Genomic DNA, 16,493 nt, shown 5'->3' with positions numbered 1-16,493 from the left:
GCCGTGGGGCGCGCCGGGGCGGCGGGCGCGCTTGCGGGGCGCGCGGCGGCGCCCGCACGCCCCGGGCGCGGGACGGTGTCCACCGGGGGCACGACGGGCGGCGCCACCGGGCGCGGCGGGGGCGGGAGGGCGCCGCCCGGTCCGCGGACGGGGATCGCGGGGTCCGGCGCCGGGGTCGCCGAGGCCGAGGTCCGTACGGGTGCGGCGGACGGTACCCGCGGCGGGGCAGGCGCCCGCTCCGGAGCCGGGGCCGCCTCCGGGGAGCCCGCGAAGGCCGAGGCGGAGGTGGTCCCCGGGGCACCCGCCCGCGGGGCGCCGTCCTCGGCCCCGACGGGCACCCGGCGCAGCACGGCCGTGGTCGCGTCCTCCTCGGGCGACGCGGGGCCGGTGCCCGGGGCGGACGGCCGGGACCGGGGCCGCGGCGGGACCGACGGGCCGGAGGCCGGGGAGGCGGTCGGCTCGGGGGGCTCGCCGGGGGCGGAGCCGGAGCCGGAGTCGGCCGAGGAGGAGCCGTCCGAGCCGGAGCCGCCCGCGCCCGAGTTGGAGTTGGGGTCGGGCTGCGTCACGGGATGCGCGTCGGGTGCGGGTGCGGTGGAGGACGGGGTCGAGCCGGAGGCGGTTGTTCGGGGGTCCGGCGCCGGGCCGGAGGCCACGGCGTCGGAACCGGCCACGTCGGAACCCACGGCGCCGGAGCCCGTAGCGCCGGAAGCCTCCGTATCGGAACCCTCCGCGCCGGAACCCGCCATGTCGGAACCCTCGGAACCCACGGCGTCGCCCCCCTCCGTACCGGAAGCGGCAGAACCGGCTGCCGAGACCGCCGCCCCCGAGCCATCCGCACCGGAACGGTCCGCACCGGGCGCAGCCGAACCGGGCGCAGTCGGACCAGCCGCACCCGAACCGGTCGCCGACGGACCAGCCGCAGCCGAACCAGCCGCACCCGAACCGGCCGCCGACGGACCAGCCACAGCCGAACCAGCCGCCCCCGCGCCTCCCGCTCCCGCCGAACCAGCCGCCCCCGTCGCCGCAGGGCGTACCGCGCTTCCCGGCCCCGGTGGCGTAGGACCGTCGTCGGGGCCGTCCCCGCTCGCGGGCCGTCCTGGCGTGGGCTCCCGCACCACGGGTACCTCCGGAAGGGATCGCGAGGATGCGGACGGCGCGGGGCCGTCCAGTTCGGCGGCGGGGCGGGACGGGGCGGGGGTGGCGCGTCCGGGGGCCGGTGGCGGGGCGGCGGAGGCCGGGCCGTCCAGCGCCGCGGCGGGCGGGACGGGGGCGCGGCCGACCGTGGCGGGGAGCGGCGAAGTGCCCGCCGGGACCCGGGAGACGCCTGCCAGACCGCCCTTCGCCGGGTCGCCCCCGGGGCGGCGCGGGCCCTCCGGGGACGACTCGCCGCCCCGGCCGCGCGGACCGGAGGTCCGGCCCGGGGACTCGGGGGCGGCCTCTCCCCCACGGCGGCGGGCGCCCGCCGAACGGCCCTTCAACAGCCGTCCCTTCGCCGCCCGGACCTTTCCGCCGCGCGCCTTCGGCTTCGGCGTCCGGCCCTTCGCGGGCGGTGCGGTACCGGCGTCCGCCACCGGGTCCGCCGACGGACGGGGCGGCACCGGCGGTGCGTCCGGCGCGGCGGTCGGCGGGGGCGGGGCGTCGAGGCGGATGACCGGGAGGCTCGCCGTGTCACGTTCCAGGTTGGCCGGGGGGTAGGACGGGGGCGGGGGTATCGGGGGGAGTTTCCGCTTTCCGGCAGAGTCCGCCTCGGTGCTCACCCGCGCCCCCCTCGCGCCCACACACCCGCCCCCGCACGGCAATCGGGGCAAGGTGGTCCATATCCCGTAAAAGCGCCGCTGACCTGCTGGTTACGGCGTCCGGACACTCTACGGTCTCCGGTGGTCCGGCCCGTACCCCCGTGGCCGCTCCGCCGGGTTCCCGGCCCCTACCCAGCGGTAGCGGGGTCTGGCAGGCTGCCGCCATGCCCCAGGACCCCGCCGTCGCGTATGGCGACAAAGCCCGTTACGACCGTGCGACCGCCGGACTCGACGCGCCGCTGGCCGTCGTCGACCTGGCCGCCTTCGACGCGAACGCCGACGACCTGGTGCGCCGCGCCCGGGGCAAGCCGATCCGGGTGGCGAGCAAGTCGGTGCGCTGCCGGGCGCTGCTGGAGCGGGTGCTGGCCCGGGACGGCTTCGCGGGGATCATGAGTTTCACGCTCGACGAGTCGCTGTGGCTGGCGCGTTCGGGCTTCGACGACGTGCTGCTGGCCTATCCGACCGCGGACCGCGCCGCCCTCACCGAGCTGGCGAAGGACGACCGGGCGGCCGCCGCGGTGACGGTGATGGTCGACGACCCGGCGCAGCTGGACCTGATCGACGCCTGCCGCCCCACCGGCGGCGGCGCGGAGATACGCCTCTGCCTGGAGCTGGACACCTCGTACCGGACCGGCGGCGGCGCGCTGCGGGTCGGCGCCCGCCGGTCGCCGCTGCGCCGCCCGTCCCAACTGGCCGCGCTCGCCCGGGAGGTGGTGCGCCGCCCCGGTTTCCGGCTGGTCGGGCTGATGGCGTACGAGGGGCATGTGGCGGGGGTGGGGGACGAGGTCGCGGGGCGGCCGGTGTTCTCGCGGACGGTGCGGATGATGCAGGCGGCGGCGCGCAAGGAGTTGGCGGCGCGGCGCTGGGAGGCGGTGCGGGCGGTGCGGGCGGTGGCGCCGCGGCTGGAGTTCGTCAACGGCGGCGGCACCGGCAGTGTGCAGCACACCGCGGCGGAGGCGGCGATCACCGAGATCGCGGCCGGTTCCGGGCTGTTCGTCCCGCGGCTGTTCGACAACTTCCGGTCGTTCCGGGGGCGTCCGGCGGCGCTCTTCGCCCAGCCGGTGGTGCGCCGCCCCGGGCCCGGTGTGGTGACGGTGCTGGGCGGCGGCTATCCGGCGTCGGGGGCGGCGGGCGCCGACCGGCTGCCGGAGCCGTACCTCCCGGCCGGACTGCGCTACGACCCGCAGGAGGGTCCGGGCGAGGTGCAGACGCCGCTGCTGGGGGCGGCCGCCGATCGGCTGGCGCTCGGCGACAAGGTGTGGTTCCGCCACGCCAAGGCCGGTGAGCTGTGCGAACGGTTCGACGCGCTGCGGCTGGTGGAGGGCGACCGGATCGTGGCGACGGTGCCGACGTACCGGGGCGAGGGCCGGACGTTCCTGTGAGGTGACGGAGGCGGGGAGCCCCGGGCGCCGTGACGGGCCCGGGGCTCCCCCGGTGCCGGACCCCGAGGGGCCCGGTGGCCGGACCGCGCGCACAACCCCGTGCGGTCCGGCCGGTGGTTCAGCCGTGGATCCGGTCCTTCTGGTCGGGCACGACGGAGGTGTCGGGGCGGCGCAGCGGGCCGAGGACACCGTCGGTGTTGATGTGGCCCTGGGTGGCACAGGGGTAGCTGCCGGACTTGCGGGGCAGCGGGTCGATGAACATCGGGTTGATCACCCAGCGGCCGTCGGCGTTGTCGTAACCGCGGCACATGACCTCGGTCTTGTTGCGGTTGATGACCAGGTGGGCGCCGGTGGCGTCGGCGACGAAGGTCGAGTCGGTGTCGGCGTCACCGCCGCCGAGGGCGATGCGGTGCGCGGGGTCCTGCTTGCGCCACGCCTCGGCGCCCTTGATGTGGAAGATCTCCTGGTTGATCCAGCAGCGCTTGCCGTCGATGTAGGGGATGGCGTCGCCCCGGGAGTCGGGCATGTCGCCGCAGCCCTGCATCCGGTACGTCAGCTTCCGCTCGTCGTCGAGGATGCTGCGGATGGCGACGGTGTGGGCGCGGTCGAAGCCGAGGGAGCGGGACCACACCTCGGTGACCGGCTTGGAGCCCGCCGAGACGATGTAGACGTCGAACCCGGCCTTGCGCAACGTACGGACCAGGTCCTTCTGCTGGTCGTAGTAGCGCACGTAGGCGGGGAGGGTGTGGGTGCCGACCTTGACGGTGGCGCCGACGGGGGCGGCGAGGGCGGCCTTGCGGCCGGCGGCGGCGTACGCGCGGACCTCGTCCTCGGTGTGACCGGCGAACAGCTGCGGCACCCAGGCGTACTCGGGGACGGTGCGGCGGTGGTTCCAGGTGCCGGAGAAAGCTTCCTGCCCGCTCATCGTCTTCGCCTCGGCGCGGATCTGGAGGATCTCGTCGGCGCAGTCGGCGTCGGTGGAGGTGGGCAGCGGGGAGCCGACCGGGACGGAGGTGCCGCAGGCGGCGGTCAGCGCGCGGTCGGCGGCGGGCGTCATCCACTTGCTGGTGTCGCGCCAGTGGGCGGGCCGCAGGATCTTGTCGTTCAGCAGGGACCAGTTGAGCGTCGCGTCGGTGACGTCGTTCTTGGTCATGGTGTTGTCCCAGTCGAACGCGGCGACGGGGGCGCGGCCGTGGCCGTGGGCGAGACCCGGGTTCTCGCAGGTGCCGCGCTCGTCGATGGTGCGCTGGAGCTTGGCGCGGTTGTGGCCGTACCAGGGCAGGTCGCGGGAGAGCTGCGGGCAGCGGGTGGCGTGCGACGGCTCGGTGCGGGCGGGGGCCGCGGCGGTCGCCGGGACGCTGCCGGCGAGGAGTGCGGCGGTGGCCAGGCCCAGGGCCAAGGCGGATCTGCGCATGGGGGACTCCGGTGTCCGGTGCGGATGGGAAACGTGCCGGGACCGGCACCTGATGGCACCGGTCCCTGCCGTGACGTGCGACTTTACCCAGTCTTCACACCGGGGTGACATAGGCCCCGGCGATACCGCCGTCGACCAGGAACTCGGCGGCGTTGACGAAGGAGGAGTCGTCGCTGGCGAGGAAGGCGACGGCGGCGGCGATCTCCTCCGGTTCGGCGAACCGGCCGACCGGCACATGGACCAGACGGCGGGCGGCCCGCTCGGGGTCCTTGGCGAACAGCTCCTTCAGCAGCGGGGTGTTGACCGGCCCGGGGCACAGGGCGTTGACGCGGATGCCCTCGCGGGCGAACTGCACGCCCAGTTCGCGGGACATCGCAAGGACGCCGCCCTTGGAGGCGGTGTAGCTGATCTGGGAGGTGGCGGCGCCGAGGACGGCGACGAAGGAGGCCGTGTTGACGATGGAGCCGCCGCGCCCGGTCCGCTCGAACTGGTCACGCATGTAGGGCAGGGCGTGTTTGCAGCAGAGGTAGACGGAGGTGAGGTTGACCTCCTGGACGCGCTTCCAGGCGTCGAGTCCGGTGGTGAGGATGGAGTCGTCCTCGGGCGGGGAGATCCCGGCGTTGTTGAAGGCGATGTCGACGGAGCCGTACGTCTCGAAGGCGGTGCGGTAGAGCGCCTCGACCTGATCGGAGTCGGTGACGTCGACCTGGACGAAGAGGCCGCCGGTCTCCGCGGCGGCGGCTTTCCCGGCCACCTCGTCGATGTCGGCGCAGACGACGCGGGCGCCCTCGGAGGCCAGGCGGCGGGCGGTGGCCAGGCCGATGCCGCTGCCCGCTCCGGTGACGACGGCGGTGCGGTCCACCAGGCGGCGGCAGACGGGGGTCTGGTCGGTCACGAGCTCTCCTCGGCGTTGATGAAGACGTTCTTGGTCTCGGTGAAGGCGGTGAGGGCCTCGGGGCCCAGTTCGCGGCCGATGCCGGACTGTTTGAAGCCGCCGAACGGGGTCTGGTAGCGCACGCTGGCGTGGGAGTTGACGGAGAGGTTCCCGGCGGCGACGGCGCGCGAGACACGCAGGGCGCGGCCGATGTCGCGGGTCCACAGGGAGCCGGAGAGGCCGTAGTCGGTGGCGTTGGCGAGGCGGACGGCGTCGGCCTCGTCGTCGAAGGGGAGGACGACGGCGACCGGGCCGAAGATCTCCTCGACGGCGGCGCGGTCGCCGGGGCGGCCCTCCAGGACGGTCGCCGGGTACCAGAAGCCCTTGCCCTCGGGGGCCTCGCCGCGGATGGCGACGGGCGCGCCCTCGGGGACGTAGGAGCGGACGCGGTCGCGCTGGGCGGCGGAGATCAGCGGGCCCATGCGGGTGTCCGGGTCGGCCGGGTCGCCCGCGGTGAACGCCTGGACGGCGGGCTCCAGCAGCTCCATGAAGCGGTCGTGGACGGAGCGTTGGACGAGGATGCGGCTGCGGGCGCAGCAGTCCTGGCCGGTGTTGTCGAGGAAGGAGCCGGGGGCCGCCGCGGCGGCGGCCTCCAGATCGGCGTCGGCGAAGACGATGTTGGGGCTCTTGCCGCCGAGTTCGAGGGTGAGGCGTTTGGTCTGTGCGGCGCAGCGGGCGGCGATGTGGCGGCCGGTGGCGGTGGAGCCGGTGAAGACGACCTTGGCGACGCCGGGGTGGTCGACGAGGGCGGCGCCGGTGACCTTGCCCTCGCCGGGCAGCACCTGGAAGAGCCCTTCGGGCAGTCCGGCGTCGAGGGCGTGGCGGGCGAGGCGGAGGGCGGTGAGCGGGGTGGTCTCGGCGGGTTTGAGGAGGACGGCGTTCCCGGCGGCGAGGGCGGGGGCGGCGCCCCACGCGGCGATCGGCATCGGGAAGTTCCAGGGGGCGATGACGGCGACGACGCCGAGCGGTTCGCGGAAGGTGACGTCGAGGCCCCCGGCGACCGGGATCTGGCTGCCGGTCAGGCGTTCCGCTCCCCCGGCGGCGTAGTGGAGCAGATCGCGGACGTTGCCCGCCTCCCAGGTGGCGTTGGCCAACGGGTGACCGGCCTCCAGGAGTTCGAGGTGGGCGAGGGAGTCGAGGTGGGCGTCGACGGTGTCGGCGAAGCGGCGCAGCAGACGGGCGCGGTCGGCGGGGGCGAGGGCGGCCCATTTCTCCTGGGCGGCGGCGGCCCGCCGGACCGCCGCGTCGACCTCCTCGGGGGAGGTGACGGGGACGGTCGCCACCGTCTCCTCGGTCGCCGGGTTGATGATGTCCAGCTCGTGCGGCACGGGCAGTCCTTACATGCGCTCGAAGGAGCGGAAGCGCTCCCAGTCCGTGACGGCCGCGTCGTAGGCGTCCTGTTCGACGCGGGCCATGTGGCGGTAGTGGTCGACGACGTCGTCGCCGAAGGAGGCGCGGGCGAGGGCGCTGTGCTCCCACCGGTCGGCGGCCTCGCGGAGGGTGGCGGGGACGTGGGCGGCGTCGCCGTCGTAGGCGTTGCCGGTGCAGGCGTCCGGCAGCTCCAGTTCGCGGTCGATGCCGTGGAGTCCGGCGGCGATCATCCCGGCGACGGCGAGGTAGGGGTTGACGTCGCCGCCGGGCAGCCGGTTCTCCAGGCGCAGGGCGGCGCCGTGGCCGACGACGCGCAGCGCGCAGGTGCGGTTGTCGGGGCCCCAGGCGACGGCGGTGGGGGCGAAGGAGCCGGGGCGGTAGCGCTTGTAGGAGTTGATGTTGGGGGCGTACAGGAGGGTGAAGTCGCGCAGGGCGGCGAGCTGTCCGGCGAGGAAGTGGCGCATCAGCGCGGACATGCCGTGCGGAGCGCCGGGGTCGGCGAGGACGGCGGCGCCGTCGTCGTCGCGGAGCGAGAGGTGGATGTGGCAGGAGTTGCCCTCGCGCTCGTCGTACTTGGCCATGAAGGTGAGCGCCATGCCCTCCTGGGCGGCGATCTCCTTGGCGCCGGTCTTGTAGACGGCGTGCTGGTCGCAGGTGGTGAGCGCGTCGTCGTAGACGAAGACGATCTCGTGCTGGCCGAGATTGCACTCGCCCTTGGCGGACTCGACGGTCATTCCGGCGGCGCCCATCTCGTTGCGGATGCGGCGCAGCACGGGCTCGACGCGGCCGGTGCCGAGGACGGAGTAGTCGCCGTTGTACTGGTTGGCCGGGGTCATCTCGCGGTAGCCGCGTGACCAGGCCGCCTCGTAGGTGTCCTTGAAGAGCTGGAACTCCAGCTCGGTCCCGGCGAAGGCGTGCAGTCCGCGCGCGGCGAGGCGGTCGAGCTGGCGGCGGAGTATCTGCCGGGGCGAGGCGGCGACGGGTGTGCCGTCGTGCCAGGCGAGGTCGGCGGTGATCAGGGCGGTGCCCGGGTTCCAGGGGGTGCGGCGCAGGGTGGCGCGGTCGCCGTGCATGGCGAAGTCGCCGTAGCCGCGCTCCCAGGAGGACATGGCGTAGCCGTCGACGGTGTTGAGGTCGACGTCCACGGCGAGGAGGTAGTTGCAGCCCTCGGTGCCGTGGTCGAGGACGGAGTCGAGGAAGTGGCGGGCGGCGAACCGCTTGCCCTGGAGCCGTCCCTGCATGTCGGTGAAGGCGAGAACGACGGTGTCGATCTCCCCTGCGGCGACGAGTGCGCTCAGCTCCTCGACGGAGAGCGGGGGCGTGCGGTGGGCCACGGTGTTGCCTCCTGTCGCTGCGGTCCGGAGCACTGTCCGGCGCTCCGGCGCTCCGGCCGGAATAAGGTATGCACACGAACCATTGGTTGGGAAGGGGTCGGGATGGACGGTGCGGCGGACGGTCTGGCACCCGTGCTGCGGCCGGTGCGGGCGGGCAACGGCTTCGAGGAGGCGCTGGAGCAGATACTCCAGATCGTCCGGCTGGGCCTGGTGGCACAGGGCGAACGGCTGCCCGCGGAGCGGGAGTTGGCCGACCGGCTGCACATCAGCCGGGTGACGCTCCGCGAGGTGCTGAAGGTCCTTCAGGACGAGGGGTTGGTGGAGAGCCGGCGCGGGCGGTACGGCGGCACGTTCGTCCGGGCGCGCGACGGGCATCCGGGCGAGGCGGAGCTGCGCCGCCGGACCGACCGGATCGATCTGGAGGACACCCTGCGCTTCCGCGAGGTGCTGGAGACCGGCGCCGCCGGACTCTGCGCGGCGCACGGGCTGCCGGACGCGGACGCCGCCCGGCTGCGCGCCTGTCTGACCGCGACCCACGACGCGCCGCTGGCCGACTACCGCCGCTGCGACACCCTGCTCCACCTCACCCTCGCGGAGCTGTCCGGCTCCCCTTCGCTCGCGGCGCAGTACGCGGCGGTGCGCGCCCGGGTGAACGACCTGCTGGACTGCATCCCGCTGCTGGTCCGCAACCTGGAGCACTCCCAGTCCCAGCACGACGCGCTGGTGGAGGCGGTCCTGGAGGGCGATGCGGACGGCGCCCGCGAGGTGGCGCGCGAACACTGCGGCGGTACGGCGGCGTTGCTGCGGGGGTTTCTCACCCGGCCCGCGGGGTGAGACCGCGAGGGCGCCTGGCACTCCCCCGGTCCGGCCCCCATTTCCCGCACGGGTCTTGCGCCCGCCCCGCCGACCGGGCAAAGGTATGCCGCTGAACCTTTATTCGGGCCGTCCGTCCCGGGCGCCCCGGACCACCGGCGAGGCAGGAGCGGCTGATGGCCGACCGTACGGAACCGCAGAGCGCACCGCCCCGGACCGGCACCGGGGAACCCTCCGCCGAGAACGCCTATCTGGAACGGCGGTCGCTGCGGCGCGGCAGCGCGGGCCCGCTGCTGCTGACCGGTCTCGGCGTCGCCTATGTCGTCTCCGGCGACTTCTCCGGCTGGAACAACGGCCTGGCGCACGGCGGGTTCGGCGGACTGGCCGTCGCCGCCGTGCTGATGGGCCTGATGTACACCTGCCTGGTCTTCGCGCTGGCGGAGCTGGCATCGGTGCTGCCCACCGCGGGCGGCGGCTACGGCTTCGCCCGGCGCGCGCTGGGCACCTGGGGCGGCTTCCTGACCGGCACCGCCATCCTCATCGAGTACGTCCTGGCGCCCGCCGCCATCTCGATCTTCATCGGGGACTACGTCGCCTCGCTCGGCCTGTTCGGCCTGCACTCCGGCTGGCCGGTCTACCTCGCCTGCTTCGCCGTCTTCATCGGCATCCATCTGTGGGGCGTCGGCGAGGCGCTCCGCTTCAGCCTGGTCGTCACCGCCGTCGCGGTGGCCGCGCTGCTGGTCTTCGCGGTCGCCGCGTTCAGCAACTTCCAGGTGGACGCGCTCGACGACATCCCGGTCCGCGCGCATGCGTTCGGCGCCTCGTCCTGGCTGCCGTTCGGGCTGCTCGGCATCTGGGCGGCGTTCCCGTTCGGGATGTGGTTCTTCCTCGGGGTGGAGGGTGTGCCGCTGGCGGCGGAGGAGACCCGGGACCCGGCGCGGGTGCTGCCGCGGGCGATGGCGTCCGCGATGGGTGTCCTGCTGCTGCTCGCGCTGGTCACCTTCACCGCCGCGACCGGCGCCCGGGGCAGCGCGGCGATCCAGTCGGTCGGCGATCCGCTGGTGCAGGCGCTCCAGCCGCACGGCACCCCGACGGTGGTGAGCCGGATCGTCAACTACGCGGGGCTCGCCGGTCTGGTGGCGTCGTTCTTCTCCCTGATCTTCGCCGGTTCCCGGCAGCTCTTCGCCCTCTCCCGGGCCGGCTACCTGCCGCGCTTCCTCTCCCTGACGAGCCGCCGCAAGGCCCCCTACCTGGGCCTGCTGGTGCCCGGCGCCCTCGGCTTCGCCCTCGCCGCGGCCACCGGCGACGGCGCCCGGATGCTGAACGTCGCGGTCTTCGGCGCCACCATCTCGTACGCCCTGATGGCCCTCTCGCACCTGGTGCTGCGGCGCCGCGAGCCGGGGCTGCACCGGCCGTACCGCACCCCGGGCGGGATGCTCACCTCCGCCGTCGCCTTCGTGCTGGCCTGTGCGGCGCTGGTGGCGACGTTCCTGGTGGACAAGGACGCGGCGCTGATCGCGCTCGGTGTGTACGGCGTGGCGCTGGTGTACTTCGCGTGCTGGTCCCGGCACCGGCTGGTGGCCGCGGCGCCCGAGGAGGAGTTCGCCGCGCTGGCCGCCGCCGAGGCCGAACTGGACCGCGGCTGACCCCGCACCGACCGACCCGACCCCGTACGGAGGACCCGATGCACCGCCCGCTCATCGGTATCAGCACCTATCTGGAGGACGCGGCGCGGTGGGGCGTGTGGACGCAGCCCGCCGCCGTGCTGCCCGCCGGGTACCACCGGCACGTCCAGCGGGCGGGCGGGATCGCCGCACTGCTGCCGCCGGACGCGCCCGGGACCGCCGCCGCCACCGTCGCCCGGCTGGACGGGCTGGTCATCGCGGGCGGCGCGGACGTCGCCCCGGAACGCTACGGCGCCGCACCGGACCCGCGGACCGGGCCGCCCGCGCCCGCCCGGGACGCCTGGGAACTCGCCCTGATCGACGCGGCGTCGGCCGCGGGCGTCCCGCTGCTCGGCATCTGCCGGGGGCTGCAACTGCTGAACGTCGCGCGCGGCGGCACGCTCGTCCAGCATCTCGACGGGCACAACGGCCCGCCCGGCACCTTCGCCCGGCACACCGTCACCCCGGTCGGCGGCACCGCGCTGGCGGCCGTCCTGCCCGCGGCGGTCTCCGTCCCGACCTACCACCACCAGGCCGTCGACCGCCTCGGCCACGGTCTGCGGGTCTCCGCGTACGCGGCGGACGGCACGGTGGAGGCGGTGGAGGACCCGGACGCGGCGGCGTTCACGCTGGCCGTGCAGTGGCACCCGGAGGCCGGGGACGACCCGCGGGTGGTGGCGGCGCTGGTGGCCGCGGCCGGGGGCTGAGCGGTACGGACCCGCGCGGGTACGGAAACGGGCCCCGCCCCCGGCGTACTGCCGGAGGCGGGGCCCGCACCGTGCGACGGGTGTGCCGTGCGTGTTACTTCACGGGAGCCATCTTGTCGACGATGCCCGGGTGGGCATCGATCCACTTCTGGACACCCTTGTCCTCGTTGCCCTTACCGGCGTCCTGAATGTCCTTCTCCAGGCTGTTCAGTTCGTCGGGGGTCATCTTCCAGTTCTTGAGCCAGCCGTGGAACTCGGGGAATTCCTTCGGGAAGCTCTTGTTGCCGATCGAGGTGATGTGGTTCTCGGCGCCCCAGGTGCCCTTGGGGTCCTTCAGCTTGGTCAGGTCGTACTTGCTGTACGCCCAGTGCGGCGACCACAGGACGACCGCGATCGGCTCCTTCTTGCCGTACGCCCGCTGCAGCTCGGCGAGCATCCCGCTGGTACCGGCGGAGGTGACCTGGAAGCCGTCGAGACCGTATGCCGGGGCGACGGTGCTCTTGAGCCGCTTCATCTCACCGGTGCCCGGCTCGATGCCGATGATCTTGCCGCCGAACTCGTCCTTGTGCTTGCGCAGGTCGTCGAGGGTCTTGACGTCCTTGACGTAGGACGGCACCGCGATCTCCAGCGACGTCTTGTCGTACCAGGGGCCGACGTCGACGAGATCCTTCTTGTACTTGTCCCAGTACTGCTTCTGCGCGACCGGGAGCCAGCCGTCGGTCTCCACGTCGATCTGACCGGTCGACAGGCCGGTCCACATCGGGCCGACGTCGAGGTTGTGCAGCTTCGGCTTGTAGCCGCGCTTCTCCAGGACGTTCTTCCACAGGTACGTGGTGGCGATGCCCTCGTCCCACGCGGGGAAGCCGATGTCGGGCGCCTTGCCGGCGTCCTTGCCCTTGGCGTAGTCGGCGTGGCTGGACGGCGCGATCTTGTCGACCAGACCCGGGTTCTTCTTCAGCCAGGCGCGGACACCCTCCTGCTCGTGTCCGATACCGGCGGTCTGGATCTCGTTCTCCAGGCTGGTCAGCTGGTCCTCGTCCAGGTGGAAGTTCTTCATCCACCCGGCGACCAGCGGCTCGTCCTTGGAGAAGCCCTTACGGCCCAGCATGTGCAGGCTGTCACCGGAACCGAAGGCGCCCTTGGGGTCCTTCAGCTTGGTGAGGTCGTACTTGTTGTACGCCCAGTGCGGCGACCACAGCGGCACGGCGATCGGCTTCTTCTTCGCGTACGCGCGCTGCAGCTCGGCCAGCATCGAGGCGGTCGTGGAGTCCTGGACCTTGTACTCGCCGGACAGGCCGTACTCCTTGAGGACCTTGTCCTTGAGGATCTTCATCTCACCGGCGCCCGGCTCGATGCCGATGATCTTGCCGCCGAAGGTGGAGCCCTTGCCCTTCAGGTCCTCCAGGGACTTGAAGTCCTTCATGTACGACGGGACCGCGATCTCCAGCGACGTCTTGTCGTACCAGGCGCCGAGGTCCTCCAGCTTGTCCTTGTACTGCTTCCAGTACGCCTCGTGCGTGGTCGGCAGCCAGGCGTTGGACTGGACGTCGATGTCGCCACGGGCCTGACCGGCGAAGAGCGGACCGGCCTCCAGCGCCTGGACCTTCGGCTTGAAGCCGCGCTGCTCCAGGATCTCCTTCCACAGGAAGGTGGTGGCGCGCCCCTCGTCCCAGTTGACGTAGCCGAGGCTGATCGAACGGCCGTGACCGTCGTTCCCGGCGGCGGCGCCACCGGAGTCCTTGCCGAAGTAACCCATACCGCCCGCGACCAGCGCGAGGACGACGACGCCGACGGTCGCCAGCGAGGTGGCCGGCTTCCAGCGCAGGAACTTCATCCCGCCGAGCGCGGCCTGCGCCTTGGCGAGGGCGCGGCGGCCCAGCGGCGAGACCCGCTGGTTCAGGGCGCCGGTCATCCGGTCGAGGTAGACGGCGAGGATGACGACGGAGAGACCCGCCTCGGCACCCAGCTTCACATCGACGGAGCTGAGCGACTGGTAGACCGAACCGCCCAGACCGCCGCCACCGGCGGTACCGGCGATGACGACCATGGAGAGCGCCAGCATGATGACCTGGTTGACACCGGCCATGATCGTCGGCAGCGCCAGCGGCAGCTGCACCCGGAAGAGGGTGCGCCGCGGGTGGGTGCCGAACGCCTCGGCCGCCTCGACCAGTTCCTCGTCGACCTGCCGGATGCCCAGCTCCGTCATGCGGACGGCGGGCGGCATGGAGAAGACGATGGTGGAGACGATGCCGGGGACGACACCGAGACCGAAGAAGAGGATGCCCGGGATCAGGTAGACCATCGCGGGCATCGTCTGCATCAGGTCGAGGACCGGGCGCAGCGCACCGCCGACGGCGCGGCTGCGGGCGGCCCAGATGCCGAGCGGCACGGCGACCACGATGGTGATGATGCAGGCGACCAGCACCAGCGAGAGCGACGAGATCGTCTCGTCCCACTGCTCGATGGAGTCGATCAGCGCGAAGCCGAGGAAGGTGAGGACCGCGGCGGGCAGGCCGCGCAGCCACCAGGCGATGATCGCGAAGATCCCGGCGAGGATCAGCGGCTCGGGACCGGCGAGGACCGCGTGGATGCCGGTGTAGAAGCCGTTGAGTACGTGGGTGACGAAGTCGAAGAGCCAGGCGGCGTTGTTGGTGAGCCAGTCGACGGCGTCGCTGGCCCAGCTGCCTATCTGAATCCTAGGCACCGGCGCTCACCTTGCCCTCGGGGTCGTTGTCCTCGGGCGCTTCCGCGTCCTTCTTCGCGTCCGCGGCGGCAGCCTTGGTGAGCCTGTCCGCCGGGGCCGGGTCGGTGGCCGGGCGGGGCGCGGGGGCCGCGGGCCCGCCGTCGTCCTCACCGAGCGCGGCGAGCAGCCGGTCGGCGCGGACGGCGCCGACGGCCTTGCCCGCCTTGTCGGCCACGGCGACCGGCACGGTGCTGACCGAGCAGGGCGTGAAGAGGTCGACGATCGGGGTGTCCTCGCCGACCACGGCGGGCGCGGCGGCGAGGAAGTCGTCGAGGGTGGCGATCTTCTTGCCGTCCGGGGCGGTGGTGCCCAGCACCTCGTCGGCGCAGGTCATGATCGCACCGGCGGTCAGCACCCGGGTGCGGTCGACGTCCTGGGTGAAGGAGGCGACGTAGTCGTTGGCCGGGCGGACGAGGATGTCCTCGGCGCTGCCGATCTGCACGATACGGCCGTCGCGCATGACGGCGATCTTGTCGCCGAGACGCATCGCCTCGTTGAGGTCGTGGGTGATGAAGACGATGGTCTTCTTCAGCGTCTTCTGGAGCTCCAGCAACTGATCCTGCATGTCGCGGCGGATCAGCGGGTCCAGCGCGCTGAAGGACTCGTCCATCAGCAGCAGGTCGGCGTCGGTGGCGAGCGCGCGGGCCAGACCGACGCGCTGCTGCATACCGCCGGACAGCTCATCCGGCCAGGACTTCTCCCAGCCCTTGAGGCCGGTCAGCTCCAGCGCCTCGTACGCGCGCTTCTCCCGCTCGGCGCGCGGGACGCCCTGGACCTCCAGGCCGTAGGCGGCGTTCTCCAGCACGCTGCGGTGCGGGAAGAGCGCGAAGTGCTGGAAGACCATGGAGATCTTCTCGGAGCGGACCTTGCGCAGGTCCTTGGCGCTGAGCGAGGTCAGGTCCTCGCCGTCGAACCGTACGGTTCCGGCGGTGGGCTCCAGCAGCCCGTTCAGAGTCCGCAGCAGCGTGGACTTACCGGACCCGGACAGACCCATGACGACGAAGATCTGGCCCTCGTCCACCTCGATCGACGCGTCGATCACCGCGGCGGTCGTGCCCTCGGCGCGCAGTTCGTCGCGGTCGGCTCCCTCCTGGAGCCTGCGCACCGCGTCCTTCGGTCGTCTGCCGAACACCATGTACAGGTGCTCGGCTTGAAGCCTGGACACATACACCTCTCTTGTCGCACGAGAAACGACCTGCCACCCCCGTAGACAGGTCGTGGAGAGGGACGGGATCCGCCCGCCTGCACCGATAAAAATGTTGAAACGCTTATCGGGTCCGCTCCGGCTGCGCGCCTGCCCCCCTTTATCTGGCTCAAACCATCCGGTGACCCACCTCACATCTGGGCCACGTTTGAGCCGTACTCCTGGGAGGTTTCCGCCGTACGGCATCATGCGGGGGTGACTCGACGCCTGATGCTCCTCGACACCGCCTCCCTCTACTTCCGCGCGTACTTCGGCGTCCCGGACTCGGTCCGGGCCCCGGACGGCACCCCGGTGAACGCGGTGCGCGGCCTGCTGGACTTCATCGCCCGGCTCGTCCAGGACCATCACCCCGATGACCTGGTGGCCTGCATGGACGCCGACTGGCGCCCCCAGTGGCGGGTCGACCTGATCCCCTCCTACAAGGCCCACCGGGTCGCCGCCGAGGCCCCCGCGGGCTCCGCCGACCCGGACGAGGAGGAGATCCCCGACACCCTCTCCCCGCAGGTCCCGGTGATCGAGGAGGTCCTGGACGCGCTGGGCATCGCCCGCGTCGGCGCGGCGGGGTACGAGGCGGACGACGTCATCGGCACCCTGACCGCCCGCGCGAGCGGCCCGGTCGACGTCGTCACCGGCGACCGCGACCTCTACCAGCTGGTCGACGACGCCCGCGGCATCCGCATCCTCTATCCGCTCAAGGGCGTCGGCACCCTCCAGCTCACCGACGAGGCGCTGCTGCGCGAGAAGTACGGGGTCGACGGGCGCGGCTACGCGGACCTGGCGCTGCTGCGGGGCGACCCGAGCGACGGCCTGCCGGGCGTGCCGGGCATCGGCGAGAAGACCGCGGCCAAGCTGCTCGACGCCTACGGTGACCTGGACGGAATCATCGCGGCGGCCGCCGATCCGGCCTCGAAGCTCACCCCGACCCAGCGCCGACGGCTGACCGACGCCGCACCGTATCTGGCGGTCGCCCCGAAGGTGGTGCGGGTGGCCACCGACGTACCGGTGCCGCAGAACGGCTTCGCGCTCCCCCGCAAGCCCGCCGACCCCGAACGGCTGGAATCGCTCGCCGCGCGGTGGGGTCTGGGCGGCTCCCTCCACCGCTTGCTCGACACACTCCGGGGATGAACTGCT

The 16,493-nt window shown here is 73.0% G+C and carries 11 protein-coding genes and 1 pseudogene; 5 read left to right on the top strand and 7 right to left on the bottom strand.

Annotation, left to right across the window (positions count from 1 at the left end; genetic code table 11):
• A pseudogene (locus tag IF23_RS34620) lies at positions 1 to 566 on the bottom strand (hypothetical protein); the annotation flags it as partial.
• Between the two features lie 1,394 nt (positions 567 to 1,960).
• On the opposite strand from IF23_RS34620, the gene IF23_RS0116300 reads away from it, so the two are divergent.
• A complete protein-coding gene (locus tag IF23_RS0116300) occupies positions 1,961 to 3,178 on the top strand; it encodes an amino acid deaminase/aldolase (RefSeq protein WP_030284242.1) in 1,218 nt (405 codons plus the stop codon).
• A 118-nt stretch (positions 3,179 to 3,296) separates the two neighbouring features.
• On the opposite strand, the gene IF23_RS0116295 is transcribed toward IF23_RS0116300, so the two are convergent.
• From IF23_RS0116295 to IF23_RS0116280, 4 genes are all read right to left on the bottom strand, one after another.
• Entirely contained in the window at positions 3,297 to 4,592 is a 1,296-nt protein-coding gene (locus IF23_RS0116295) for an HAD family hydrolase (protein WP_030284241.1), read from the bottom strand.
• Positions 4,593 to 4,686: 94 nt separating this feature from the next.
• Positions 4,687 to 5,487: a 3-oxoacyl-ACP reductase gene (locus tag IF23_RS0116290; RefSeq protein WP_030284240.1), complete on the bottom strand. Its 801-nt coding sequence runs from the start codon at positions 5,485 to 5,487 to the stop codon at positions 4,687 to 4,689.
• Positions 5,484 to 6,854: an aldehyde dehydrogenase family protein gene (locus IF23_RS0116285; RefSeq protein ID WP_107126947.1), complete on the bottom strand. Its 1,371-nt coding sequence runs from the start codon at positions 6,852 to 6,854 to the stop codon at positions 5,484 to 5,486. The genes IF23_RS0116290 and IF23_RS0116285 overlap by 4 nt, the downstream gene beginning before the upstream one ends.
• A gap of 9 nt (positions 6,855 to 6,863) precedes the next feature.
• Entirely contained in the window at positions 6,864 to 8,231 is a 1,368-nt protein-coding gene (locus tag IF23_RS0116280; RefSeq protein WP_030284236.1) for a glutamine synthetase family protein, read from the bottom strand.
• A gap of 102 nt (positions 8,232 to 8,333) precedes the next feature.
• Between IF23_RS0116280 and IF23_RS0116275 the strand changes: the two genes are divergently transcribed.
• The 3 genes from IF23_RS0116275 to IF23_RS0116265 all read left to right on the top strand — a co-directional run bounded on the left by IF23_RS0116275 (position 8,334) and on the right by IF23_RS0116265 (position 11,415).
• Positions 8,334 to 9,065: a FadR/GntR family transcriptional regulator gene (locus IF23_RS0116275; RefSeq protein WP_030284235.1), complete on the top strand. Its 732-nt coding sequence runs from the start codon at positions 8,334 to 8,336 to the stop codon at positions 9,063 to 9,065.
• A gap of 155 nt (positions 9,066 to 9,220) precedes the next feature.
• Complete coding sequence (gene eat / locus IF23_RS0116270; RefSeq protein ID WP_030284233.1) at positions 9,221 to 10,690, top strand: ethanolamine permease; 1,470 nt, start codon at positions 9,221 to 9,223, stop codon at positions 10,688 to 10,690.
• A 38-nt stretch (positions 10,691 to 10,728) separates the two neighbouring features.
• Positions 10,729 to 11,415 (top strand): gamma-glutamyl-gamma-aminobutyrate hydrolase family protein, encoded by a 687-nt coding sequence (locus IF23_RS0116265; protein ID WP_030284232.1) that lies wholly within the window; start codon positions 10,729 to 10,731, stop codon positions 11,413 to 11,415.
• Positions 11,416 to 11,509: 94 nt separating this feature from the next.
• On the opposite strand, the gene IF23_RS0116260 is transcribed toward IF23_RS0116265, so the two are convergent.
• Together IF23_RS0116260 and IF23_RS0116255 are read right to left on the bottom strand one after the other, a co-directional pair.
• Positions 11,510 to 14,119: an ABC transporter permease/substrate binding protein gene (locus tag IF23_RS0116260; protein WP_030284230.1), complete on the bottom strand. Its 2,610-nt coding sequence runs from the start codon at positions 14,117 to 14,119 to the stop codon at positions 11,510 to 11,512.
• On the bottom strand, positions 14,112 to 15,323 hold the full coding sequence (locus IF23_RS0116255) for a quaternary amine ABC transporter ATP-binding protein (protein ID WP_030284228.1): 1,212 nt from the start codon (positions 15,321 to 15,323) through the stop codon (positions 14,112 to 14,114). Before IF23_RS0116255 ends, IF23_RS0116260 begins: the two co-directional genes overlap by 8 nt.
• A 249-nt stretch (positions 15,324 to 15,572) precedes the next feature.
• Here IF23_RS0116255 and IF23_RS0116250 point away from each other — a divergent pair, with 249 nt between their 5' ends.
• Positions 15,573 to 16,487, top strand: a complete 915-nt coding sequence (locus IF23_RS0116250) for a 5'-3' exonuclease (RefSeq protein ID WP_030284226.1) — start codon at positions 15,573 to 15,575, stop codon at positions 16,485 to 16,487.
• Positions 16,488 to 16,493 lie beyond the last annotated feature (6 nt).

It is taken from the genome of Streptomyces catenulae, from assembly GCF_000718015.1.
Lineage (GTDB): Bacteria > Actinomycetota > Actinomycetes > Streptomycetales > Streptomycetaceae > Streptomyces > Streptomyces catenulae.
The sequence above is the reverse complement of the archived record's forward strand: the minus strand, read 5'-3'. Positions and strand labels throughout refer to the sequence as shown.

Coding starts and splice junctions, on each gene's coding strand:
- IF23_RS0116265 (WP_030284232.1), top strand. CDS start 10,729: ATGCACCGCCCGCTCATCGGTATCAGCACCTATCTGGAGGACGCGGCG.
- eat (WP_030284233.1), top strand. CDS start 9,221: ATGGCCGACCGTACGGAACCGCAGAGCGCACCGCCCCGGACCGGCACC.
- IF23_RS0116275 (WP_030284235.1), top strand. CDS start 8,334: ATGGACGGTGCGGCGGACGGTCTGGCACCCGTGCTGCGGCCGGTGCGG.
- IF23_RS0116295 (WP_030284241.1), bottom strand. CDS start 4,592: ATGCGCAGATCCGCCTTGGCCCTGGGCCTGGCCACCGCCGCACTCCTC.
- IF23_RS0116250 (WP_030284226.1), top strand. CDS start 15,573: ATGCTCCTCGACACCGCCTCCCTCTACTTCCGCGCGTACTTCGGCGTC.
- IF23_RS0116300 (WP_030284242.1), top strand. CDS start 1,961: ATGCCCCAGGACCCCGCCGTCGCGTATGGCGACAAAGCCCGTTACGAC.